At 66.8% G+C, this 21,391-nt stretch carries 19 protein-coding genes; 3 read left to right on the forward strand and 16 right to left on the reverse strand.

Features of this window, described 5'->3' with window-relative positions; translation table 11 throughout:
- Nucleotides 1-164: 164 nt before the first annotated feature.
- Together J5M67_RS11650 and J5M67_RS11655 are read right to left on the reverse strand one after the other, a co-directional pair.
- The gene (locus J5M67_RS11650) at nt 165-3,233 is read right to left on the reverse strand and encodes an efflux RND transporter permease subunit (RefSeq protein WP_207885466.1); all 3,069 of its coding nucleotides are present in this window, start codon (nt 3,231-3,233) and stop codon (nt 165-167) included.
- A gap of 6 nt (nt 3,234-3,239) precedes the next feature.
- Complete coding sequence (locus J5M67_RS11655) at nt 3,240-4,343, reverse strand: efflux RND transporter periplasmic adaptor subunit (protein ID WP_207885467.1); 1,104 nt, start codon at nt 4,341-4,343, stop codon at nt 3,240-3,242.
- A 96-nt stretch (nt 4,344-4,439) separates the two neighbouring features.
- Between J5M67_RS11655 and J5M67_RS11660 the strand changes: the two genes are divergently transcribed.
- A complete protein-coding gene (locus J5M67_RS11660; protein WP_207885468.1) occupies nt 4,440-5,072 on the forward strand; it encodes a TetR/AcrR family transcriptional regulator in 633 nt (210 codons plus the stop codon).
- Nucleotides 5,073-5,300: 228 nt separating this feature from the next.
- Here J5M67_RS11660 and J5M67_RS11665 read toward each other — a convergent pair whose 3' ends face one another.
- The 7 genes from J5M67_RS11665 to ppc form a co-directional block, all read right to left on the reverse strand.
- On the reverse strand, nt 5,301-6,083 hold the full coding sequence (locus tag J5M67_RS11665) for a class I SAM-dependent methyltransferase (RefSeq protein WP_207885469.1): 783 nt from the start codon (nt 6,081-6,083) through the stop codon (nt 5,301-5,303).
- Between the two features lie 63 nt (nt 6,084-6,146).
- Nucleotides 6,147-6,974: an oxaloacetate decarboxylase gene (locus J5M67_RS11670; RefSeq protein ID WP_207885470.1), complete on the reverse strand. Its 828-nt coding sequence runs from the start codon at nt 6,972-6,974 to the stop codon at nt 6,147-6,149.
- Between the two features lie 75 nt (nt 6,975-7,049).
- Nucleotides 7,050-7,907, reverse strand: a complete 858-nt coding sequence (locus J5M67_RS11675) for a DUF72 domain-containing protein (RefSeq protein ID WP_207885471.1) — start codon at nt 7,905-7,907, stop codon at nt 7,050-7,052.
- A 4-nt stretch (nt 7,908-7,911) separates the two neighbouring features.
- Nucleotides 7,912-8,259, reverse strand: a complete 348-nt coding sequence (locus J5M67_RS11680) for a hypothetical protein (RefSeq protein ID WP_207885472.1) — start codon at nt 8,257-8,259, stop codon at nt 7,912-7,914.
- Nucleotides 8,260-8,327: 68 nt separating this feature from the next.
- Nucleotides 8,328-9,002, reverse strand: coding sequence for a tRNA (adenosine(37)-N6)-threonylcarbamoyltransferase complex dimerization subunit type 1 TsaB (gene tsaB / locus J5M67_RS11685; protein ID WP_207885473.1), 675 nt, complete (start codon nt 9,000-9,002; stop codon nt 8,328-8,330).
- 88 nt (nt 9,003-9,090) lie between these two features.
- Entirely contained in the window at nt 9,091-9,738 is a 648-nt protein-coding gene (gene adk / locus J5M67_RS11690; RefSeq protein WP_207885474.1) for an adenylate kinase, read from the reverse strand.
- Between the two features lie 248 nt (nt 9,739-9,986).
- Nucleotides 9,987-12,623, reverse strand: a complete 2,637-nt coding sequence (gene ppc / locus J5M67_RS11695; RefSeq protein WP_207885475.1) for a phosphoenolpyruvate carboxylase — start codon at nt 12,621-12,623, stop codon at nt 9,987-9,989.
- Nucleotides 12,624-12,832: 209 nt separating this feature from the next.
- Between ppc and J5M67_RS11700 the strand changes: the two genes are divergently transcribed.
- Nucleotides 12,833-13,177, forward strand: a complete 345-nt coding sequence (locus tag J5M67_RS11700; protein ID WP_207885476.1) for a pilin assembly protein — start codon at nt 12,833-12,835, stop codon at nt 13,175-13,177.
- A 135-nt stretch (nt 13,178-13,312) separates the two neighbouring features.
- Here J5M67_RS11700 and cadR read toward each other — a convergent pair whose 3' ends face one another.
- Nucleotides 13,313-13,780 carry a Cd(II)/Pb(II)-responsive transcriptional regulator gene (gene cadR, locus J5M67_RS11705; protein ID WP_207885477.1) on the reverse strand — a complete coding sequence of 156 codons (468 nt, stop codon included), beginning with the start codon at nt 13,778-13,780 and terminating at the stop codon, nt 13,313-13,315.
- 88 nt (nt 13,781-13,868) lie between these two features.
- On the opposite strand from cadR, the gene J5M67_RS11710 reads away from it, so the two are divergent.
- Nucleotides 13,869-16,232 (forward strand): heavy metal translocating P-type ATPase, encoded by a 2,364-nt coding sequence (locus tag J5M67_RS11710; protein WP_243434624.1) that lies wholly within the window; start codon nt 13,869-13,871, stop codon nt 16,230-16,232.
- A 692-nt stretch (nt 16,233-16,924) separates the two neighbouring features.
- Here the strand turns inward: J5M67_RS11710 and J5M67_RS11715 are convergent.
- From J5M67_RS11715 to J5M67_RS11740, 6 genes are read right to left on the reverse strand one after another with little or no spacing between them, the layout of a single operon-like run.
- Nucleotides 16,925-17,434, reverse strand: coding sequence for an O-acetyl-ADP-ribose deacetylase (locus J5M67_RS11715; RefSeq protein WP_207885478.1), 510 nt, complete (start codon nt 17,432-17,434; stop codon nt 16,925-16,927).
- Between the two features lie 39 nt (nt 17,435-17,473).
- Nucleotides 17,474-17,797: a hypothetical protein gene (locus J5M67_RS11720; RefSeq protein WP_207885479.1), complete on the reverse strand. Its 324-nt coding sequence runs from the start codon at nt 17,795-17,797 to the stop codon at nt 17,474-17,476.
- The gene (locus tag J5M67_RS11725) at nt 17,794-18,717 is read right to left on the reverse strand and encodes an alpha/beta hydrolase (RefSeq protein ID WP_207885480.1); all 924 of its coding nucleotides are present in this window, start codon (nt 18,715-18,717) and stop codon (nt 17,794-17,796) included. The genes J5M67_RS11720 and J5M67_RS11725 overlap by 4 nt, the downstream gene beginning before the upstream one ends.
- Complete coding sequence (locus tag J5M67_RS11730; protein ID WP_207885481.1) at nt 18,714-19,460, reverse strand: TIGR00266 family protein; 747 nt, start codon at nt 19,458-19,460, stop codon at nt 18,714-18,716. Before J5M67_RS11730 ends, J5M67_RS11725 begins: the two co-directional genes overlap by 4 nt.
- A gap of 47 nt (nt 19,461-19,507) precedes the next feature.
- Nucleotides 19,508-20,812, reverse strand: a complete 1,305-nt coding sequence (locus J5M67_RS11735; protein WP_207885482.1) for a flavohemoglobin expression-modulating QEGLA motif protein — start codon at nt 20,810-20,812, stop codon at nt 19,508-19,510.
- Nucleotides 20,809-21,372, reverse strand: a complete 564-nt coding sequence (locus tag J5M67_RS11740; RefSeq protein ID WP_207885483.1) for a hypothetical protein — start codon at nt 21,370-21,372, stop codon at nt 20,809-20,811. Before J5M67_RS11740 ends, J5M67_RS11735 begins: the two co-directional genes overlap by 4 nt.
- Between the last annotated feature and the right edge of the window lie 19 nt (nt 21,373-21,391).

Genomic DNA, 21,391 nt, shown 5'->3' on the forward strand with positions numbered 1-21,391 from the left:
GATCCGTACACAGCGCTCATCCTTCAACGCCGGCGTGGCGGCGGGACTTCGCGGACAAGTTCCGCTCCTACGGGAACCGAAACGCCGGAGCTAGCCTGTAGGAGCGCGCCATGCGCGCGATTCGCGGGCATGGCCCGCTCCTACAGGTCTACTCCGCAGCCCTCTCAGGCTTCCTTCTTCACCCTGAACCACGCCGCATACAGCGCCGGCAGGAACAGCAGGGTGAGCGCCGTGGCGACGATCAGGCCGCCCATGATCGCCACCGCCATCGGCCCGAAGAACACGCTGCGCGACAACGGGATCATCGCCAGCACCGCCGCCAGCGCGGTCAGCACGATGGGACGGAAGCGCCGCACCGTGGCCTCGATGATCGCGTGCCAGGTGTCCAGGCCATGGGCGCGGTCCTGTTCGATCTGGTCCACCAGGATCACCGAGTTGCGCATGATCATCCCGGCGAGCGCGATGGTGCCGAGCATCGCCACGAAGCCAAAGGGCTTCTGGAACACCAGCAGGAACAGGGTCACGCCGATCAGCCCCAAGGGCGCGGTGAGGAACACCATGATCATCCGCGAGAAGCTGCGCAGCTGGATCATCAGCAGGCTCAGCACCACCACGATGAACAGCGGCACGCCGGCGTTCACCGAGTTCTGGCCCTTGGCCGAATCCTCCACCGTGCCGCCGACTTCCAGCAGGTAGCCATCGGGCAGCTCGGCGCGAATCGGGTCCAGGGTCGGCGAGATCTGTTTCACCAGGGTGGCCGGCAGCGAATCGTCGTAGATGTCGGCGCGCACGGTCACGGTGGGCAGGCGGTTGCGCCGCCAGATGATGCCTTCCTCGAAGCCATACTCCAGGGTCGCCACCTGCGACAGCGCCACGCTGCGGCCGCTGCTGGTCTGCATCGACAGGCTGGGCAGCTGCGACAGGTCATGCCGCTCGCGCTCGTCACCGCGCAGGAGGATTTCGATCAGCTCGTTGTCCTCGCGGTAGAAGCTCACGGTGGAGCCGGTCAGCGAGCTCTGCAGGAACTGCGAGATGTCCGCCGTGCTCACCCCGAGGGCGCGGGCGCGCTCCTGGTCGATGTCGAGGAACACTGCCTTGCTCGGCTCCTCCCAGTCCAGGTGCACGTTCACCACGTGGGGGTTCTCGCGCATCTTGTCGGCGACCTTGCGCGCCAGCGCGCGGACCTCCGGGATGTGCTCGCCGGAGACGCGGAACTGCACCGGATAGCCCACCGGCGGGCCGTTCTCCAGGCGGCTGATACGGGTGCGCAGGGTCGGGAAATCCTCGTTCATGTGCTTGATCAGCCACTGGCGGATTTCCTCGCGGGCCTCCAGGTTCTTCGCCAGCACCACGAACTGGGCGAAGCTCGCCGCCGGCAGTTGCTGGTCCAGCGGCAGGTAGAAGCGCGGCGAACCGGTGCCGACGTAGGCCACGTAGTTGTCGATGCCCGGATGCTCGGCGAGCATCTTCTCCAGGCGGTTGACCTGCTCGGCGGTGGCGGTGAGCGAATCGCCCTCGGCCAGCTTCAGGTCCACCAGCAGTTCCAGGCGCGCTGACGGCGGGAAGAACTGCTGCGGCACCAGGCGGAACAGCATGATCGAGCCGATGAAGGCCGTCACGGTGAGGAGGATCACCGTCTTGCGGTAGCGCACGCACCACTCCACCACGCGGCGGAAGCGCTGGTAGAAGGCGGTCGAATACGGGTCGTGGCCCTTGTCGGTGCCGCCGTGCTTCTCCGCGTAGCGCTTGGCCAGGTCCGGTAGCAGCTTCTCGCCCAGGTAGGGCACGAACACCACGGCGGCGACCCAGGACACCAGCAGCGCGATGGTCACCACCTGGAACAGCGAACGGGTGTACTCGCCGGTTCCCGACTGCGCAGTGGCGATCGGCAGGAAGCCGGCGGCCGTCACCAGGGTGCCGGTGAGCATTGGGAAGGCGGTACTGGTCCAGGCGTAACTGGCCGCCTTCAGGCGGTCGTAGCCCTGCTCCATCTTCACCGCCATCATCTCCACGGCGATGATCGCGTCGTCCACCAACAGGCCCAGCGCCAGCACCAGCGCGCCGAGGGAAATCTTGTGCAGGCCGATGCCGAAGTAGTACATGGCAGCGAAAGTCATCGCCAGCACCAGAGGGATCGACAGCGCCACCACCAGGCCGGTGCGCAGGCCGAGGGAGAAGAAGCTCACCAGCAGCACGATGATCAGCGCCTCGGCCAGCACGCGGACGAACTCGCCCACGCTCTCGCGCACCGCCTCCGGCTGGTCGGACACCTTGCGCAGCTCCATGCCCGCCGGCAGGGTCTGCTGCAGGCGCGCGAATTCGGCGTCCAGGGCCTTGCCCAGCACCAGGATGTCACCGCCGTCCTTCATCGCCACGGCGATGCCGATGGCGTCCTCGCCCATGAAGCGCATGCGCGGCGCAGGCGGATCGTTGAAGCCCCGGTGCACGTCGGCCACGTCACCGATGCGGAAGGTGCGGTCGCCCACGCGGATCGGGAAGGCGCGGATGTCTTCCACCGAATCGAAGCGGCCGGACACGCGCAGTTGCACGCGGTCGGTGGTGGTTTCGAAGAAGCCGGTGGCGGTCACCGCGTTCTGCTCTTCCAGCGCCTTCTGCACCGCCGCCAGCGGCAGGCCGAGGGTGGCGAGCTTGGTGTTGGACAGGTCGATCCAGATCTTCTCGTCCTGTAGACCGACCAGCTCGACCTTGCCCACGTCCTTGATCCGCTGCAGCCGCAGTTGCAGGCGGTCGGCGTAATCCTTGAGCACCGCGTAGTCGAAACCCTTGCCCGACAGCGCGTAGATATTGCCGAAGGTGGTGCCGAACTCGTCATTGAAGAACGGCCCCTGGATGCCCTGCGGCAGGGTGTAGCGGATGTCGCTGACCTTCTTGCGGATCTGGTACCACAGCTCGGGGATATCGCGGGAGCGGAAGTCCTCGCGGGCGATGAAAGTGACCTGGGATTCGCCGGGGCGGGAGAAGGAAACGATGCGGTCGTAGTCGCCGGTCTCCATCAGCTTCTTCTCGATGCGCTCGGTCACCTGGCGCGAGACTTCCTCGGCGGTCGCGCCCGGCCAGTTGGTCTTCACCACCATGGCCTTGAAGGTGAACGGCGGGTCCTCGCTCTGCCCCAGCTTGGTGTACGACAGCGCACCGACGATACCCAGGAGCAGCATGAGGAACAGGACGATCTGACGGTTCTGCAGCGCCCAGGCGGAAAGGTTGAATTGCATCGGGCGTTACTCCTTCGCCACCAGCTTGACCGAGCGGTTTTCCCGATCGACCGGCCGTACCTCCTGCCCTTCACGCAAAACCTGCACGCCCGCGGCCACCACCCAGTCGTCGCTGTTCAGCCCTTCGAGCACCGGCACGCGGTCCTCGGCGAAGGGGCCGATGCGCACCGGGCGGCGGTGCAGGGTGGAATTATTCGGATCGACCACCCAGACGAACGGCTTGCCACCCTCGGCGGTCACCGCCGCCAGCGGTACCGCCAGGGGTACCTTGCCGGCGGCCTGGATGTAGACGCGCGCACTCTGGCCCAGCTCGGCGGGCACCTTGGTGTCATCGAAGGCGACCCGCGCCGCGAAGGTGCGCGACTGCGGATCGGCGGCCGGCGACAGCTCGCGGATCTTGCCGCTGAAGCGCTTGTCGCGCTGCGACCAGAGTTCGACGCTCACCGCCTCGCCGATGCGGAAGCGGTCGATGGCATGTTCGGGGAAGCTGATCAGCACTTCGCGGTCGCCGTCGGCGGCCAGGGTGAAGACGGTTTGCCCGGCGGCGACCACCTGCCCTACTTCCACCCGGCGCGTGGCGATCACGCCGTCCTGGGGCGCACGCAGAATCGCGTAGTCCGCCTGGTTGCGGGCCACGTCGTACTCGGCGCGAATCTGCTTCAGCCGCGCCTCGCCGGCGCGGTAGGTGTTCTCGATGTTGTCGAACTGCGACTGGCTGACCAGCTGGCGTTCGAGCAGCGTCTTGTAGCGGGCGTATTCGGAACGCACGGTCTGCAGGTTGGCCTCGGCAGCGGCCACCTGGGCGCGGGTGGCTTCGAGCTGCAGGCGGACATCTTCCGGATCGAGCTCGGCCAGCGGCTGGTCCTTCTTCACGCGCTCGCCCACCTCGACCAGTCGTCGGCTGACCTTGCCGCCAATGCGGAAAGCCAGCTCCGGCTCATGCCGGGCATGTACCTCGCCGGGATAGGCTTCGGTAACATCCCGCGCCGGCAACGGCTGCACCACCATCGCCGGGCGTACCGCCGGCTTGGGCGGCTCGCCGGAACCGCAGGCGGCCAGGGACAGGGAAAGGACGACGGGGAGCGCGACAGACAGAGCATGGCGGAACATGATGTGTGACCTTTCGCAAAGCGCGGTTGAATTCTTATACTCCCCGGTATAGTAAAAATACAGAACCCACCAGTCCAGTATTAGAAATGTAAAAACATGTCACTCACGACTCCCTCCAATGGGCCGGGTCGCCCCAAGGACCCCGCCAAACGCAAGGCCATCCTCGACGCGGCGAAGGACCTGTTCATTCGCCTCGGCTACGACGGCAGCAGCATGGAAGCCATCGCCGCCGAGGCTGGCGTGTCGAAACTGACCGTCTACAGCCACTTCACCGACAAGGAGACGCTGTTCGTCGAAGCGGTTCAGGCCAAGTGCGCCGAGCGCATGCCCGAGCTGTTCGCCGAGCCGCCGGCCGACGCGCCGTTTGAAAGTCTGCTGCTGACCCTGGCGCGCGGTTTCAACCAGCTGATCAACAGCCCCGAGGCGATCTCCCTGAGCCGGCTGATGGTGGCCCAGGGCGCGGGGAACCCGCACCTGTCGCAGCTGTTCTTCGAAGCCGGCCCGCAACGTGTGCTGGACCTGATGGAGCGCCTGCTGGAGCAGGCGCGCCAGCAGGGCAAGTTGCAGATGGACAGCCCGCGCCGGGCGGCCGAGCACTTCCTGATGCTGGTGCAGGGCTGCGTGCACTTCCGCCTGCTGATCGGCTGCGAAACAGCGCCCACGGAAGCGGAAGCCGAAGCGCATGTGCAGGAGGTGGTGGCGTTGTTCCTTAAGGCCTTTGCGCCCTGATGCAGCCGTGACCGGCTGATCGCGGGCCTCGGCCGCGAACCGCGCTGATGATCGCGTCGAGATTAAAAGCCCCTCACCCTAACCCTCTCCCGCAAGCGGGAGAGGGGACCGTTCGGTGCAGGATGAGGCCTAAGCGTCAGCCGGCACGATCTGCCCCCTCTCCCTGAGGGAGAGGGCCGGGGTGAGGGGGACGCGCGAGCACGGACTGCCCGGCAGAAAGAAGAGAATTCAGCCCTTCAGGCTTTTCAGCGGATAGATGTCATAGCGGCTGGACTTGCCTTCGAGGCTGTAGCTCGGCTTCTGCCCCTCGATGATCGGCGCCTTGCGCGGGCGCTTGACCACCACCCGGTGGCTCGCCAGCTTCAGCGCCGCCTCCAGCAACGCCGGCGCGTCCAGGTCGTCGCCCACCAGCGGGCGGAACAGGCGCATTTCCTTCTTCACCAACGCGCTCTTGTCGCGGTGTGGGAACATCGGGTCGAGGTAGATCACCTGCGGCGCCTCCCCTTCCCAGGCGGCCATGCGCTCGATCGAATTGCCCTGCAACAGACGCATGCGCGCGACGATGGCGCCCACCTCGAAATCCCCCGCCGCACGAGCCAGCCCGTCTTCCAGCAGCGCCGCAATGATCGGCTGGCGCTCGGTCAGGTGCATCTCGCACCCCAGGGTCGCCAGCACGAAGGCGTCTTTGCCCAGCCCGGCGGTGGCGTCCAGCACACGGGGACGCACCCCCTGCTGGACACCGACCGCCTTGGCGATCATCTGCCCGGCGCCGCCGCCGAACTGGCGACGGTGCGCAGTGGCGCCTTCGAGGAAGTCCACCCGCACCGGACCGGGCGAATCCGGCCCCAGTTGCAGCAGCTGCAAGCCATCGTCGCCCAGTTGCAGGGCGAAGTCCGCATCACCCTCGCCCATCGGCAACCCGAGCCGCTGCGCCCACTGCTCGGCGGCGGCCTGCCAGGCAGGCGCCAGCGCCTGGACGACGATGCGCGGCGGGGTAAGGGTCTCGGTCATGACGGGCGATCCTGGAAAAAACCGCGATTCTAGCGCAGCCCGGCCCTCTACGGACTCAAGGGCTCAACTACGGAACAGCTGATTGATCCGGTCGAACGGCATCGCCCCGCCCATTGGCTTCAGGTCTCCCTTTGCCAGCGACTCGGCGGCGCTGAAGAAGGCACCGAAGGCCACTCGAGCCAGGTTCGACCCGACGCTGACACGCTTCACGCCCAGCTCGGCCAACTCCTGCAGACTCACCTGCAACGCCGGCGAGCCTACCAGCACGTTGACCGGCCTCGGCGCCACGGCGCTGACCACCGCGGCGATCTCCTCCCGCGTCTTCAGCCCCGGCGCGTAGAGCACGTCAGCGCCCGCTTCGGCGAAGGCCACCAGACGGCGAATGGTGTCGTCCAGGTCGTTACGACCGTGCAGCAGATTCTCCGCCCGCGCCGCCAGGGTGAAGGGGAACGGCAACGCGCGGGCGGCCTGCACGGCGGCGCTGACCCGCTCCACCGCCAGTTCCAACGGGTAGATCGGCGTATCCGGACGGCCGCTGGCATCCTCGATGGAGCCGCCGACCAGCCCGCAGGCGGCGGCAAGACGGATAGTCTCGGCGCAGTCCTCCGGCGCGTCGCCGTAACCGTTTTCCAGGTCGGCGGCCACCGGCAGCGGCGTGGCCTCGATGATCGCTCTGGCGTTCGCCAGGGCCTCCTCGCGGCTGACCTCGCCCTCGGCATCAGGGCGACCCAGGGCAAATGCCAGACCTGCGCTGGTCGTGGCGAGCGCTTCGAAGCCCAGATGGGCGAGCATCTTCGCCGAGCCGGCGTCCCAGGGGTTGGGCAGAACGAACAGACCGTCGCGCTGGTGCAGCGCCCGGAACGCTTCGCCGCGCTGTTGTTGATGGGTCATGGCTATCTCCTTGCCGAACAGGGGAAGGAGCAGGTTAGTCCCCTCACCGCCGACCCGCCATGCACAGTTGGCCGCTCAGAGCAGGCCGAGCTGTTCCACTTCAGGTTTCGGTACGACCAGCGCCGGCAAGCCCGGCAGGCGCTCGCGCAGCAGGGAGTGGAAGCGTTGCGCCTGTTCGGCGGCGCGGTGGTTGTCCGGGGTGTGCAGGAAAACGTGGGGCGTCAGGCCCTGCTCGATCCACTCCGCCACCTTGGCGATCCACGGCGTGAGGAAGGCTGCGTTGGCGTCCAGATCGGGACCACCGATGAAGCGCACCTGCGGGCTGTCGCTGAAGGCCGCCGGGCGTACCGGCACCTTCGGCTTCTTCGATTGCGCGTGCAGCACCGCGGGATCGTCGGAGCGGCAGGCGAACAGCGCGCGGGAATCCAGGCAGATGCGCTCGACACCGCGATCCAGCAACAGCCGGTTCAGCGCCCGCTCCTCCTCGCCCTTGGCGAAGAACGCCGGGTGCCGCACTTCCACCGCCATCCGCCGCTCGGCAAAGGCATCCAGCCAGGCCGCCAGCTCGCCAAGACGATCCGGGCCGAAACTCGCGGACACCTGCAGCCACAGCGGCGCGACCCGCTCCCCCAGCGGCGCCAGCAGGTCGAGGAAGTCCTGGGTGTTTTCCAGTTGCCCGCGCAGGTCGCCTTCGTGGCTGATGTCGCGGGGCAGCTTGGCGCAGAAGTGGAAGTCCGCCGGCATGGTCTGCGCCCAACGCCTCAAGGTCTCGGCATTGGGCCGGGCATAGAAGGTGGTATTGCCTTCCACCGCGTTGAAGACCTGGGAGTAGAAGCCCAGCGTCTCGGCGGCACGCAGGTCGGCGGGGTAGAAGCTGCCGCGCCAGGCCGGCTCATTCCACGAGGGACAGCCCAGGTAGTACGGCAAACTCATGGAATCAGGCGTAGAGGTCGAGACCCAGGACTTCCTGGCCCTCGTACTGGCCGCCCATGCTGGCGGTGCTGGCGTAGCTGGCGAGCGCCTGGGCGGCGCGGGAGCTCAGCGGGCGCTGGTAGTCGAGGTTGTCGCGCAGGGTGGCCGGCAGGCTGTAGCTGCTGGCGTTGCCGGCTTCGACGCGGCGCGCTTGCGGCTGCTGCTCGAAGCCCTGGCTGGCCGAGGCCGGCGCGGGTCGCTCGCGGCGGGATTCGACGTCACGCTGCACTTCCCGATAGGGCGTGACCGCAGTGCCCGTGCGGGCAGTGCGCTCAGGCGCCTGGGAAGTGGAAACGAGACCGTCGATACGCATTTCGTGGAAACTCGGAGGGGATACCCATCACTCTAACGAGGGCCCCATGCCTTGGCAATTGGCATGGATCAGGCCTTCTTGGGGGTCGCCACGTTGTCACGCAGGTAAACCGGCTGGGCCTGCTCTGCGTCAACCGCCTCGCCGCGAGCCCAGGCGAATTCGGCCAGGGTCAGCAGGTCTTCGGCGTGGGGCAGCAGGCTGGCGTCATGGGCCGCGACCTTCACCGCCAGGCGCTCCTCGAAGCCCCAGCCAGTGCCGGAGCCGAACCACTCGCCGTGGGCATCGCCCGGCAGTTCCACGCGCTCCGGCGGCAGCACAGCCTCGGCGCCGGCCAGGCGCATCTCGCCCTGCTCCGCGCGGTAGCAACCCCAGTACACCTCGTCCATGCGCGCATCGATGGCCGCGGCCACCTGGTTCGCGCCATGCTCGCGATGGGCACGCTGGGCCAGCACCGCCAGGTCGGAGATCGGCAGCACCGGCTTCTGCAGCGCGAAGGCCAGGCCCTGGACCACGCCGATGGCGATGCGCACACCGGTGAAGGCGCCGGGACCGCGACCGAAAGCGATGGCATCCACGGCGGACAGCTCGATGCCGGCTTCGCCAAGGATGTCCTGCACCATCGGCAGCAGGCGCTGGGCGTGCAGGCGCGGGATCACCTCGTGGCGAACATACCGGCGACCGTCATGCAGCAGCGCGACGGAACAGGCTTCGGTCGAGGTATCCAGGGCCAGCAGCGTGGGCATGGTGTTTTCCATAGGACGTCAAAAAAGGGCGGGCATTATAAACGCCAAAGGCCCGCATTGTGCGGGCCTTTGGCATTGCGCGGGGCAATCAGCTCAGAGCGGCGAACACCTTGGCGGTGATCTGCTCCACCGAGCCGACACCTTCGACGCGGGTGTACTTCGGGGTGCCTTCGACGGCGGCCAGCTTCTGGTAGAAATCGACCAGCGGCTTGGTCTGCGAGTGGTAGACCGACAGGCGGTGACGCACGGTTTCTTCCTTGTCGTCTTCGCGCTGCAGCAGGTCTTCGCCGGTCACGTCATCCTTGCCTTCCACCTTCGGCGGGTTGTGCTGGATGTGGTAGACGCGGCCGGAGGCGGCGTGTACGCGGCGACCGGCCATGCGGCCGACGATTTCCTCGTCGTCCACGGCGATCTCGATCACGTTGTCGATGGTGACACCGGCTTCCTTCATGGCTTCAGCCTGGGGAATGGTGCGCGGGAAGCCATCGAACAGGAAACCCTTGGCGCAGTCGGGTTGAGCGATGCGCTCTTTCACCAGGTTGATGATCAGGTCATCGGAGACCAGACCGCCGGCGTCCATCACGCTCTTGGCCTTCAGGCCCAGTTCGGTGCCGGCCTTGACCGCCGCACGCAGCATGTCGCCGGTGGAGATCTGCGGAATGCCGAACTTCTCAGTGATGAAGCGAGCCTGGGTACCTTTGCCGGCACCGGGCGCCCCGAGCAGAATCACACGCATCGATATGCTCCTTAATACTTGTTAAGCGAAATCACGGATCCGCCTCTTGGGGCCAATCTCATCATGCTTTTAATGGCGCAAATGCGCGCCGAAAGGTTGCTCACGATACACAGCGGCCCCCCACCATACAAGCCGCCCTCGGCGACCGTACACGCCGATCGCGGGCGGGAAAACCACCCTCGATCAGCCTTCAAATTACCCCCATTTCGGGGTCGTGCAATCCACCATTAGTGGGGGGTCGAGCGACCTCAGCCGGTGTTGCGCAGACCGGCGGCGATACCCGCCACGGTGACCAGCATCGCCTGCTCCAGACCGCCGCAGGCGTCGCCCGCGCAGCGCCGGGAGCGCGCGAGGAGTTCGGCCTGGAGCAGGTGCAGCGGGTCCAGGTAAGTGTTGCGCACACCGATCGATTCGCGCGTCTCGGCGGCGTTGCCGAGCAACTGGGATTGCCCGGTCAGCCCCAGCACCACGCGCACCGACTGCGACAATAGGTCGCGTAAATGTGCACCTAATGGTCGCAGTTCCGATTGCACCAGTCGCTCGTCATAAAGTTGGGCGATTTCCCGGTCGGCCTTGGCCAGCACCATCTCCAGCATGTCGATGCGCGTGGTGAAGAATGGCCACTCCTTGCGCATGCGGCCCAGCAGCGCGCCCTCGCCCCGTTCGATGGCGTTGAGCAGTGCGTTTTCCCAGCCCAGCCAGGCCGGCAGCATCAGGCGCGTCTGGGTCCAGGCGAAGATCCAGGGAATCGCCCGCAGGCTTTCCACCCCGCCCTCGCGGCGCTTGGCCGGACGGCTGCCCAGCGGCAGGCGGCCCAGCTCCTGTTCTGGCGTGGCCTCGCGGAAGTAGTCGACGAACTGCGGGTTCTCCCGCACCACCGCGCGATAGGCCGCCAGCCCGTCCGCGGCGAGCCGGTCCATCTCCTCGCGCCAGGCCGGTTCCGGCACGGGCGGTGGTTGCAGCGTGGCTTCCAGCACGGCGGCGAGATAGAGGTTGAGGTTCTGTTCGGCGATACCCGGCAGGCCGAACTTGAAGCGGATCATCTCGCCCTGCTCGGTGGTACGGAAACGCCCGGCCACCGAGCCCGGCGGCTGCGAGAGGATCGCCGCGTGGGCTGGGCCGCCGCCACGGCCGACGGTGCCGCCACGGCCATGGAACAGCAGCAGCTCGACGCCATGGTTGCGGCAGATATCCACAAGAGCCTCCTGCGCGCGGTACTGCGCCCAGGCGGCGGCCAGGGTGCCGGCGTCCTTGGCCGAGTCGGAGTAGCCGATCATCACTTCCTGCGGGCCGGCGAGGCCGGTGCGGTAGCTGTCCAGGCTGAGCAGGCGGTCGATGCAGGGACCGGCGTTGTCCAGGTCGTCCAGGGTCTCGAACAGCGGCACCACGCGCATAGGCCGCTGCAGCCCGCACTCCTTGAGCAGCAGCTGCACGGCGAGCACGTCGGAGGGCTGCCCGGCCATGGAGATGACGTAGGAACCCAGCGACGCCGCCGGCGCCTCGGCCACCACCCGGCAGGTTGCCAGGGCTTCGGCGGTTTCCGGCGAGGCCTGGTAGTTGGCCGGCAGCAGCGGGCGGCGGCTGGCCAGTTCTTCCAGGAGGAATTCCTGGCGCACGCTTTCGTCCCACTCGGCGTAGTTGCCCAGACCGAGGTACTCGGTGATTTCGCTCATCGCCCGTGCGTGGCGCGTGGAGTCCTGGCGCACGTCCAGGCGTACCAGGAACAGGCCGAAGGTGGCGGCACGGCGCAGGGTGTCGAGCAGGGCGCCGTCGGCGATCACCCCCATGCCGCACTCCTGCAGCGAGCGGTAGCAGAGCTGCAGGGGTTCGAGCAGTTCGCGGTTGTCCTGCAGCACCTCCGCGCACGGCGCTTCGCCGCTGTGGATGGCCCGCTCGGCCCAGGCGCGGGTGGCGCGCAGGCGTTCGCGCAGTTGCTTGAGCAGCGCACGATAGGGTTCGGCAACGTCGCCCACCTCGGCGCGCAGCTCGTCGCTGGCCTGTTGCATGGACAGGTCCGAAGCCAGGCTGTCGACGTCGCGCAGGTACAGATCAGCGGCCATCCAGCGCGCCAGCAGCAGGACTTCGCGGGTGATGGCGGCGGTAACGTTGGGGTTGCCGTCGCGGTCGCCGCCCATCCAGGAGGCGAAGCGGATTGGCGCGGCGGACAGCGGCAAGCGCTCGCCCAGCGTCTGCTTCAGGGTGGCGTCGACGTGCCGGAGGAAGGCCGGCAGCGCCTGCCACAGCGAGTGCTCGATGACCGCGAAGCCCCATTTGGCCTCGTCCACTGGTGTCGGCCGGGTGCGGCGGATTTCGTCGGTGTGCCAGGCCTCGGCGACCAGCCGCTGCAGACGCTGGCGCACGGCTTCGCGCTCCTCCGGCAACAGGTCGGTATGGTCGTCGGCGGCCAGTTGCGCGGACATCGCGTCGTATTTCTGGATCAGGGTGCGGCGCGCCACTTCGGTCGGGTGCGCGGTCAGTACCAGCTCGATCTCCAGGTCCGCCACCTGCCGCGCCAGCCCTTCGGCGCCGAGACCGGACTTGCGCAGGCGGCCGAGCAATTCCCCGAGCACGCGGTTCTCGAAGGGTTCCGGCTCCTTGGGGGTACGCCGGCGGATGCGGTGGTACTGCTCGGCGATGTTGGCCAGGTTGAGGAACTGGTTGAAGGCCCGCGCCACCGGCAGCAATTCGTCCTCGCCCAATGCGTCGAGGGTCGCCGTCAGTTGCCGGGCGCCTTCGGCCGAGCCGCGCCGTGCGGCCTTGGCGCCGGTGCGGATGAGTTCGATCTTGTCGAGGAAGCCCTGGCCGTACTGGGCGCGGATGGTCTGCCCCAGCAGCTCGCCCAACAGGTGAACGTCCTCGCGCAGGCGCGCATCGATATCGGCCATGACTGTCTCCTTGATTGAGAGTCCTTGATGGCTAAGCGTTCTACACAGTGCCGCTGGCGACACACCCTGACAAGCGTGCGACGAACGCCAGCCTTCCAGCTCGGACAGCGACTAGGCTCAAAGTGATCCCGAAGCGCTCGGGAAAACACCCAGGCGGACCCACGAGGCCCGCCCCACATGCCCGCCACGAACGGGCCACAGAGGTGAACATGAAAATCCGCGATCTGGTACGCCATTGGGAACAGAACGCCAGGGGGCGCATGACCAAGCATCACTACAGCATTCCGCTGGACGTGGAGACCGCCGCGCGGCTGGCGGCTTTGCACGACATGTACCCCAAGCGCAGCGCCGAGGAGCTCCTGGGGGAACTGGTCGGTTCGGCGCTGGAGGAGCTGGAGGCGAGCTTCCCCTATGTGAAGGGACAGAAGGTGGTGGCGCAGGACGAACAGGGTGATCCGATCTACGAGGACATCGGCCCGACACCGCGCTTCCTGCAGCTGTCGCGCAAGTACCTGCATGAACTGACGGCGGCTGAGGAGTCGAACCACTCCTGAACGAAAGCGCCCCGGCAATCGCCGGGGCACTTTGCTTTACCTGTAGGAGCAAGCTTGCTCGCGAACACACCCAGCGCCGGAGCAGCCGGACAATCCGTTCGCGAGCAAGCTCGCTCCTACGAAAAGCCCGCAGCCTCAATGCCGGCCGTGGACGCCGGGCACATGCAGGTGCCCCGCCTCCGCGCAGGCCTCCGGAATCACCGACGGCTCCGCCGGCTGCTCCAGCTCGCGCAGGATGCCGCAATCCTCGCTGTTGCCCTCGCCGCTGCAACGCGCACGCAGGTCGCGCAATTGCTGGCTGAGCGACTGCAGCTCGGCGATCCGTACCTCGACGTGGTGCAAATGCTCGTCGATCAGCCGGTTGGCGGTGCCACAGTCGGATTCGGGGCGATCGCGCAGGCCCAGCAGGATGCGGATTTCCTCCTGGGTCATGTCCAACGAACGGCAATGGCGGATGAACGACAGTCGCTCCACGTGGATGGCGTCGTACTGCCGGTAGTTGCCCTCGCTGCGCGACGGCTCCGGCAGCAGGCCCTCGCGCTCGTAGTAGCGGATGGTCTCCACCGGGCAACCGGTCAGCTTCGCCAGTTCACCGATCTTCATCTTCAACCTCCTGGGTAAAGACGGCTTGACTCTGTAGTTACTACAGGGTGTGCAATCGGCAGCAACTCGTCAAACAGGAACGGACGACATGACTGCCAATCGCCAGGGTCCAATCATCCACGGCCCCGTCCAGGATCAGGAACACAGCGATGCCACGGCGTGCTGCGGCTGCGACAAGGGCTCGCTGCTCCGCGCGCCAGCGGCCGAACCTGCCGCTCACAACCACGGCCATGCCCACGATCACGATCACGATCACGATCACGATCACGATCACACCCATGATCATGGCGGGGATCACAGCGCACGCGCCGAAAGCGCCGCCACTGCCGCGACCGGTTCGGCCAGCGGCGAACTGCGCTGGACCAGCCTGCGTATCGAAGCCATGGACTGCCCTACCGAAGAACGCCTGCTGCGCGACGCCCTCGGCCGCGTGTCGGCGGTGGAAGACCTCGACTTCAACCTGATGCAGCGCCTGCTGCGGGTACAGCACCGCTTCGACAGCATCGAGCCGCTGCAGAAACTGGTGGCGTCCCTCGGCATGCAGGCCGAGCCGCTGGACGACAACGCCCCGACCGCCGCGCCTGCCGCCAGGCAGAAGCCCTGGTGGCCGCTGGCGCTGGCCGGCGTCGCGGCAGCCGCATCGGAATGCTTCGAATGGTTCGCCATCGGCCCACAGTGGCTGGTGGCGGCGCTGGCCGTCGCGACCATCCTCGGCGCCGGCCTGCCGACCTACCGCAAGGGCTGGATCGCGCTGAAGAACCGCAACCTCAATATCAACGCCCTGATGAGCATCGCCGTGACCGGCGCCATGCTGATCGGCCAGTGGCCAGAAGCGGCGATGGTCGCCGTGCTGTTCGCCATCGCCGAGCTGATCGAGGCGAAATCCCTGGAGCGTGCGCGCAATGCCATCCGCGGCTTGCTGCAACTGGCGCCGGAGCAGGCCACCGTGCAGGTGGACGGTGAATGGCGCGAAGTGCCAGCCAAGTCGGTGGCGCTGAACGCCCGCGTCCGCGTGCGCCCCGGCGAGCGCATCGCCCTGGACGGTGAAGTGCTCGACGGTCGCTCCAGCGTCAACCAGGCGCCCATCACCGGCGAGAGCCTGCCGGTGGAGAAACAGGCCGGTGACACCCTGTTCGCCGGCACCATCAACGGCGAGAGCGCGCTGGAATACCGCGTCACCCGCGTCGCCGACGACAGCACCCTGGCGCGGATCATCCACGCCGTGGAAGAAGCCCAGGGTTCGCGCGCGCCGACCCAGCGTTTCGTCGATCAGTTCTCGCGCATCTACACCCCGGTGGTGTTCCTCATCGCCATCGCCACCGCCCTGCTGCCGCCGCTGTTCTTCGGCGGTGCCTGGCTGGACTGGGTGTACCGCGCCCTGGTGCTGCTGGTGATCGCCTGCCCCTGCGCCCTGGTGATCTCCACCCCGGTGACCATCGTCAGCGGCCTTTCGGCGGCGGCACGCCTGGGCATCCTGATCAAGGGCGGGGTGTTCCTCGAACTGGGCCGCTCGCTGGACTGGATCGCTCTGGACAAGACCGGCACCCTGACCGAAGGCCGCCCGCGCCAGACCGACTACACGGCGCTGCGCGAACTGGCCGGGGCCGATGTGCGCGTCCTGGCCGCCAGCCTGGCCGCACGCTCGGACCATCCGGTGTCACAGGCCGTGGCCCGTGCCGCCGAAGCGGACAACCTTGCGCTCTACGGCGTCGGCGAGCTGACCGCCCTGCCCGGCCGTGGCGTGAAGGGCGAGATCGCCGGGCGTACCTATCACCTGGGCAACCACCGCCTGGTGGAAGAACTGGAGCTGTGCTCGAAGGAACTGGAAGCCCACCTCGACGCCCTCGAACAGCAGGGCAAGACGGTGATCGTGCTGCTCGATGCCGAAGGTCCGCTGGCGCTGTTCGCGGTCGCCGATGCGGTCAAGGAAACCAGCCGCGAGGCGGTGGCGCAGCTGCACGAACTGGGCGTGAAGACCCTGATGCTCACCGGCGACAACCCGCACACCGCCGCCGCCATCGGCGCCCAGGTGGGCATCGATGCGGCGCAGGGCAACCTGCTGCCGGAGGACAAGCTCAACGAAGTGAAACAGCGCCAGGAAGGCGGCCGTCGCGTCGGCATGGTCGGCGACGGCATCAACGACGCCCCCGCCCTGGCCCGTGCCGACATCGGCTTCGCCATGGGCGCGGCCGGCACCGACACCGCCATCGAAACCGCTGGCGTGGCGCTGATGGATGACGACCTGCGCAAGCTGCCGTCCTTCATTCGCCTGTCGCGCCAGACCCATCGGGTGCTGATCCAGAACATCAGCCTGGCGCTGGGGATCAAGGCGGTATTCCTGGCGCTGACCCTGGTCGGCGAAGGCACCCTGTGGATGGCGGTGTTCGCCGATATGGGCGCCAGCCTGCTGGTGGTGTTCAACGGATTGCGGTTGTTGCGTTACCGGGGCTGACGCCCTGCCCTTGTAGGAGCGAGCTTGCTCGCGAACCTGCCTGACGCCGGCCTTGCCGGCGGATCGCGGAGAAGCTCCGCTCCTACGAAGGCCGCAGCGGATTCAACCTGTAGGAGCGGACTCCGTCCGCGATGCTTTTTGTTTGGGTTTTCAGCGCCGCTTCGGCGTGCTCGGATGTCTTCTGTTTCGCCCCCTCGGGCGAGTTACTTCTTCCAAACGCCGAAGAAGTAACCAAGAAGGCTTGCCCCTACATCCGGGTCCCGCTTCGCGGGACTTCCCTCGCTCCATCGAAGTTTCAGGGGCACGCGTCGATGGGCCATCCATGGCCCAACGACGCTCTCGCGGCATCCATGCCGCTCAACCCCTGAAACTCCGATTCCACTCGGCCTCCTGAAGGGGCGCTCCGGCGTGTACGGATATTTCTTTGGAAGTCTTTAGAGCCAGAGCCATGCGGTGCATGTGCTCTCGTAGGAGAGACGGGGGCGCCTAGCCCTTGTCCGCGAAATCCCTCGCGGATGAATCCATTTTCACCGGGAACACCGGTGCTTTGCGCCTGCATAGGAGCGGACTCCGTCCGCGATGCTCTTGCTTTTCGTAGGGCGAATAACGCGCAGCGTTATCCGCCGCGATGGGTATCGCTGCGCTCCACGCCATCCTACGTTCGAGGCCGTCGGTGACGGCAATGGCAGCCCTCAGCCCAGAAGCCGCCGGTACAACTCCGCCATCTCACCCGAGAACGCCACCAGCACCAGTTCCCTCAACGAACTGCCCTGCCCGCGCGGGCGCCGCAATTCATCGACGGCGATCTGCGCCGCCGCTTCGGCAGGGTAACCATAGATACCGGTGCTGATCGCCGGAAAGGCGATGCTGGCGAGGTTCTTCTCCTCGGCCAATTGCAGGCTGTTGCGGTAGCACTGGGCGAGCAACTCCGGCTCGCCATGCCCGCCGCCACGCCAGACCGGCCCGACGGTGTGGATGACGTAACGCGCCGGCAGGCGGAAGCCGGGGGTGATCTTCGCCTCGCCGGTCCCGCAGCCACCCAGCGGGCGGCAGGCGGCGAGCAGTTCCGGGCCGGCGGCCCGGTGGATGGCGCCGTCGACACCACCGCCGCCCAGCAGCGAGCTGTTGGCGGCGTTGACGATGGCATCGAGGTCGAGTCGGGTGATGTCGCCCTGCCAGACGCGGATTTCGGGGTGGCTCATGCTGCTTCCTCCCTTGTCGGCGGCGTCAGGGCTGCCCCATCACTTCACTTGCTGGGGAGTCTCCTGACCCATGCAGCGTACGGCACGCTTGCGGCCGTCGACCAGCACGCCGGTCAGGCCCTTCTGGGTCATGTCGAACATCACCAGCACGCCGTCGATGCACTGCGCCTGCTGGTCGGCCGGCTCCAGAGACAGCTTGGTGTCCTGGCCCGGGATGCTCTTGAGCATGGTGAACTGGCTCAGCTCCAGCGCATCCTCGGGTTTGGCGAAGTGCAGGTAACCGTAGTACCAGAGCGTGCCGATCGACACGAAGATGGTGGCAATGACGGTGAGGATGTACGAGATCGGATTGCGGTCGTTCATGGCTTGCCTTGTTCTGTGGAGCCCGACTTGACGGGGTCCGGCGTTGACGAGTTCGGGACTTCGGCCAGCCGGCGCAATCCGGTGAAGTGCTGCGGGTCGTCGAGGAAGCGCAGCATCACTTCGCGCCAGACCGGTTCGCCGAAGGTTTCCACGTGGTTGCCGCGGGTCAGCTGGAAGACTTTCGGCGGCGGCGCGGCCTTGTAGAGGGCCAGGCCGTTGTCCAGGGGCACAATGGTATCGTCGATGCTGTGGAAGAACAGCACGGGTGCGCCAGAAAGTCGCGGGATCGAACGAATCGCACTGTCACCGTCGGGCACCACCCAGGACAGCGGCACCTGCAGCGGCCAGGTCAGCCAGGAGTTGCCCAGGGTGTAGCGCGCCACGCCGCGGTAGCTGGCCGGCACGCCGTCGAGCACCACCGCGTGCAATTGCTTCTGCCGCTCCGGGTGCATGCCCAGGTAGTGCACCGCCATGGCGCCGCCCAGGCTCTGGCCGAGCAGGGTCAGCGGCTTGCCCTGCACCTCCGGCGCCTTGTCCAGCCAGGCGAAGGCGGCGTCGATGTCCTGGTAGATCGCCGGCAGGCTGGGCGAGCCCTCGGAGTGGCCATAGCCTCGATAGTCGACCATCAGCACCTGGTAGCCCTGCTCCGGCAGCCAATAGGTGCCGCCCAGGTGCCAGGCCATATTGCCGCCGTTGCCGTGCAACTGCAGCACGGTGCCCTTGACCGGTACGCCGGCCTTGGCCGGCAGCCACCAGCCGGCGAGCTTCACGCCGTCGGCGGTGGTCAGGGTGATGTCACGGTACTCCAGCTTGGCCCGCGTGGGGGTGATGGCGACGTCGTCGCTGGGGTAGAACAGCAGGGAACTGCAGCCGGCCAGCAAGGCCAGGCAGGCGACGAGAGCGAGACGCACGGCGATCATTCGGGGTTGGTCCTTACCTCTTCACGGGCACGGTAGGTGGCGTCGTAAATGCGTTCGGCCAGCCGCGAGAACGGCAGGCTCTGCAGCCAGACGGTACCGGTGCCCTTGAGGGTGGTCAGCAGCAGTCCCTCGCCGCCGAACAGCATGCTTTTCAGGCCACCGGCCAGTTGCACGTCGTAGTCGATGTCATCGGTGAAGGCCACCAGGCAGCCGGTGTCCACCCGCAGCGTCTCGTCCTTCAGTTCACGGCGGATCACCGTGCCGCCAGCATGGACGAAGACCAGCCCGTCGCCCTCAAGCTTCTGCAGGATGAAACCTTCGCCACCGAAGAAGCCTGCGCCCAGGCGCTTGGCGAAGGCGATGCCGACCCTGGTGCCATACGCCGCGCAGAGGAAGGAGTCCTTCTGGCAGATCAGTGTGCCGCCCACCTCGCCCAGGCGCACCGGTACCACGCTGCCGGGGTACGGCGCGGCGAAGGCCACGTGCTGCTTGACCTGCGTCTCGTTGGTGAAGTGGGTCATGAACACCGACTCGCCGCTGAACTTGCGCTTGCCGGCGCTCCACAGCTTGCCCAGCAGGCTGGTGTCCGAGCCGTCGCCCATGCGCGCGGCGAAGTGGATGCCGCCGGTCATGTAGTTCATTGCGCCGGCTTCGGCGATCACCGTTTCGCCGGGGTCCAGCTCGATCTCCACGCTCTGCATGGATTCGCCGAAGATGCGGTAGTCGAGGTCATGGCTGGGCATAGCGGGCTCTCCTGGCCACCCGTGCGAATCCGTGCGGGCGGCGCCGTTCAGAGGATGTTGGCGTAGTCCGCCTCGATGCGGTCGAGGCTGAGGTGGTTGAGGAAGTTGGAGAAGCACATCCAGGCCGACAGCGCGTTGAGGTCGCGGAACTGCGGCGGCAGGTACTTGGGCGGCACCACCAGGCCCTCGTCCACCAACTGGCGCAGCGTACGCATGTCCTCCAGGGTGGCCTTGCCGCAGAACAGCAACGGGATCTGCTCCAGCTTGCCCTTGCGCACGGCGAGCTGGATGTAGTTGTAGATCAGGATGAAGCCCTTCAGGTACGACAGGTCCTTGGTGAACGGCAGGCCCTCGGGCGTCGAGCCACGGAACACCCGGCTGGAGTTCTGGTAGCTGCTGTCCATGCTGTAGCCCTGCTCGCGGTAGAAGTGGAATACCTCGAGGAAGTCCGCGCCCTCCTCCGCCATGTGGATGGCGCGGGTGCGGTTGGTGAGCTTGCGCAGGCGCGTCGGGTAGGAGGCGAAGGCGATCACTTCCATCAGGATCGCCAGCCCTTCCTGGGTCACGGTGGAGGACGGCGGGCCCTTGGCGAGGAAGGTGCAGATCGGCTGGTTGAGCCCGTTCAGGGTGGTGCCGACATGCACCAGGCCTTCGTGGACTTCCAGCGCGCGCACATCGCGCTCGTTGAACAACGCGTCAGCGCGCACCTTGATGTAGTCGGCGCCGGCCGCCGCATCGGCGACGATACCGTCGGACTCGAAGACACGGATGGTGTCCTGGCCGGCGTCGAACACCTTGTTCAGGCGCTCCTGCAGCATCGCCACCACTTCCGTGGCGGTGAGCGTCTTGGGTTCGTCCTTGAGGTCGCCGCGGTCGGCGATGTTGTTCAGGTAGTCCGAGAGCATCAGGCCGAGGTCGGCCAGGGTCGGGTCGCCGGCGTGGAAGGCGTCGGAGGCCGAGCCGTAGAGCTCCTGGGAGATCAGCCCGAAGTCCTGGGTGCCGCGCGCTTCGAGCATGCGGATCACCATGCGGTATTCCTTGCACATGCGCCGCATGATCTGCCCGACCGGGTTGAACTGCCCCAGGTGGCGGGTGATGTCACGCTCGATGTTCTGAAATTCCTGCTTCTTGGCGCTGGCATCGAAGGCCAGCGGGCGTCCGTCGTAGTAGCTGCGGTCGACCTTGGGCGCATGCTTGCCGCGCCCCTTGAGGAAGTCGTCGCGGATCGCATCGTCCCACTTGATGGCGTCGAGCACGCGGATCGGCGTCTGCGCCTCGACGATGCGGTCGGACAGGCCGCGGATGATCTGTTGGTATTCGGTGGGCGAGGTCTGCTTGCGGCGCGGCGTCATTGCCGTTCTCCCGGAGTCACGCGCGAGTAGCGCAGGGCTTCGACGAACACGTCCGAGTTGGCCGGGTCGTTCAGGTAGGCGATCACCTTGGGCAGCGGGCTGGTCACCAGGGCGCCCTCGCCCTGCTCGGTGTCCACCTTCTGCCCTTGCAGGGCGCCTTCGCCCATGTCCTGCAGGATGTGTTCGACATCCAGGTTATAGATCACCAGTTCATCCTTGTCGGTGATCTCGAAGCCGGCCAGGGCGAAGTTGCCGCCCATGCTCTTGGGCAATCCGGCGGAGAGATACCAGCGCTTGCCGTGGTGGGCGACGGTGAAGCCGAAGTCCTCGACGCTCTCGGTGTTGTCCTTGCTGTCGAGGTAACTGATCGCGCGATAGACGTTGGAGCCGGAACGGGTGACCTCGAGGAACTGTTCCTCGCCGTACTCGTTCACCCGCGACCACTGGCCCAGCAGATGGGCCGGAGCGGCCTCGTTGGCCGGAATCGGGTCCTTGAACGTCACCAGACAGCCACTGAGCAGGCAGATGCTCAACAGCAGCAGTGCACGCCAGACTTTCATCACGCCCTCCTTAGGTCCC

The sequence above is a fragment of the Pseudomonas sp. 30_B genome (assembly GCF_017491605.1).
GTDB lineage: Bacteria > Pseudomonadota > Gammaproteobacteria > Pseudomonadales > Pseudomonadaceae > Pseudomonas.

What these genes read in the sequence shown, in the direction of transcription:
- J5M67_RS11650 (WP_207885466.1), bottom strand. Translation starts at nt 3,233, where the DNA reads ATGCAATTCAACCTTTCCGCCTGGGCGCTGCAGAACCGTCAGATCGTC.
- J5M67_RS11655 (WP_207885467.1), bottom strand. Translation starts at nt 4,343, where the DNA reads ATGTTCCGCCATGCTCTGTCTGTCGCGCTCCCCGTCGTCCTTTCCCTG.
- J5M67_RS11660 (WP_207885468.1), top strand. Translation starts at nt 4,440, where the DNA reads ATGTCACTCACGACTCCCTCCAATGGGCCGGGTCGCCCCAAGGACCCC.
- J5M67_RS11665 (WP_207885469.1), bottom strand. Translation starts at nt 6,083, where the DNA reads ATGACCGAGACCCTTACCCCGCCGCGCATCGTCGTCCAGGCGCTGGCG.
- J5M67_RS11670 (WP_207885470.1), bottom strand. Translation starts at nt 6,974, where the DNA reads ATGACCCATCAACAACAGCGCGGCGAAGCGTTCCGGGCGCTGCACCAG.
- J5M67_RS11675 (WP_207885471.1), bottom strand. Translation starts at nt 7,907, where the DNA reads ATGAGTTTGCCGTACTACCTGGGCTGTCCCTCGTGGAATGAGCCGGCC.
- J5M67_RS11680 (WP_207885472.1), bottom strand. Translation starts at nt 8,259, where the DNA reads ATGCGTATCGACGGTCTCGTTTCCACTTCCCAGGCGCCTGAGCGCACT.
- tsaB (WP_207885473.1), bottom strand. Translation starts at nt 9,002, where the DNA reads ATGCCCACGCTGCTGGCCCTGGATACCTCGACCGAAGCCTGTTCCGTC.
- adk (WP_207885474.1), bottom strand. Translation starts at nt 9,738, where the DNA reads ATGCGTGTGATTCTGCTCGGGGCGCCCGGTGCCGGCAAAGGTACCCAG.
- ppc (WP_207885475.1), bottom strand. Translation starts at nt 12,623, where the DNA reads ATGGCCGATATCGATGCGCGCCTGCGCGAGGACGTTCACCTGTTGGGC.
- J5M67_RS11700 (WP_207885476.1), top strand. Translation starts at nt 12,833, where the DNA reads ATGAAAATCCGCGATCTGGTACGCCATTGGGAACAGAACGCCAGGGGG.
- cadR (WP_207885477.1), bottom strand. Translation starts at nt 13,780, where the DNA reads ATGAAGATCGGTGAACTGGCGAAGCTGACCGGTTGCCCGGTGGAGACC.
- J5M67_RS11710 (WP_243434624.1), top strand. Translation starts at nt 13,869, where the DNA reads ATGACTGCCAATCGCCAGGGTCCAATCATCCACGGCCCCGTCCAGGAT.
- J5M67_RS11715 (WP_207885478.1), bottom strand. Translation starts at nt 17,434, where the DNA reads ATGAGCCACCCCGAAATCCGCGTCTGGCAGGGCGACATCACCCGACTC.
- J5M67_RS11720 (WP_207885479.1), bottom strand. Translation starts at nt 17,797, where the DNA reads ATGAACGACCGCAATCCGATCTCGTACATCCTCACCGTCATTGCCACC.
- J5M67_RS11725 (WP_207885480.1), bottom strand. Translation starts at nt 18,717, where the DNA reads ATGATCGCCGTGCGTCTCGCTCTCGTCGCCTGCCTGGCCTTGCTGGCC.
- J5M67_RS11730 (WP_207885481.1), bottom strand. Translation starts at nt 19,460, where the DNA reads ATGCCCAGCCATGACCTCGACTACCGCATCTTCGGCGAATCCATGCAG.
- J5M67_RS11735 (WP_207885482.1), bottom strand. Translation starts at nt 20,812, where the DNA reads ATGACGCCGCGCCGCAAGCAGACCTCGCCCACCGAATACCAACAGATC.
- J5M67_RS11740 (WP_207885483.1), bottom strand. Translation starts at nt 21,372, where the DNA reads ATGAAAGTCTGGCGTGCACTGCTGCTGTTGAGCATCTGCCTGCTCAGT.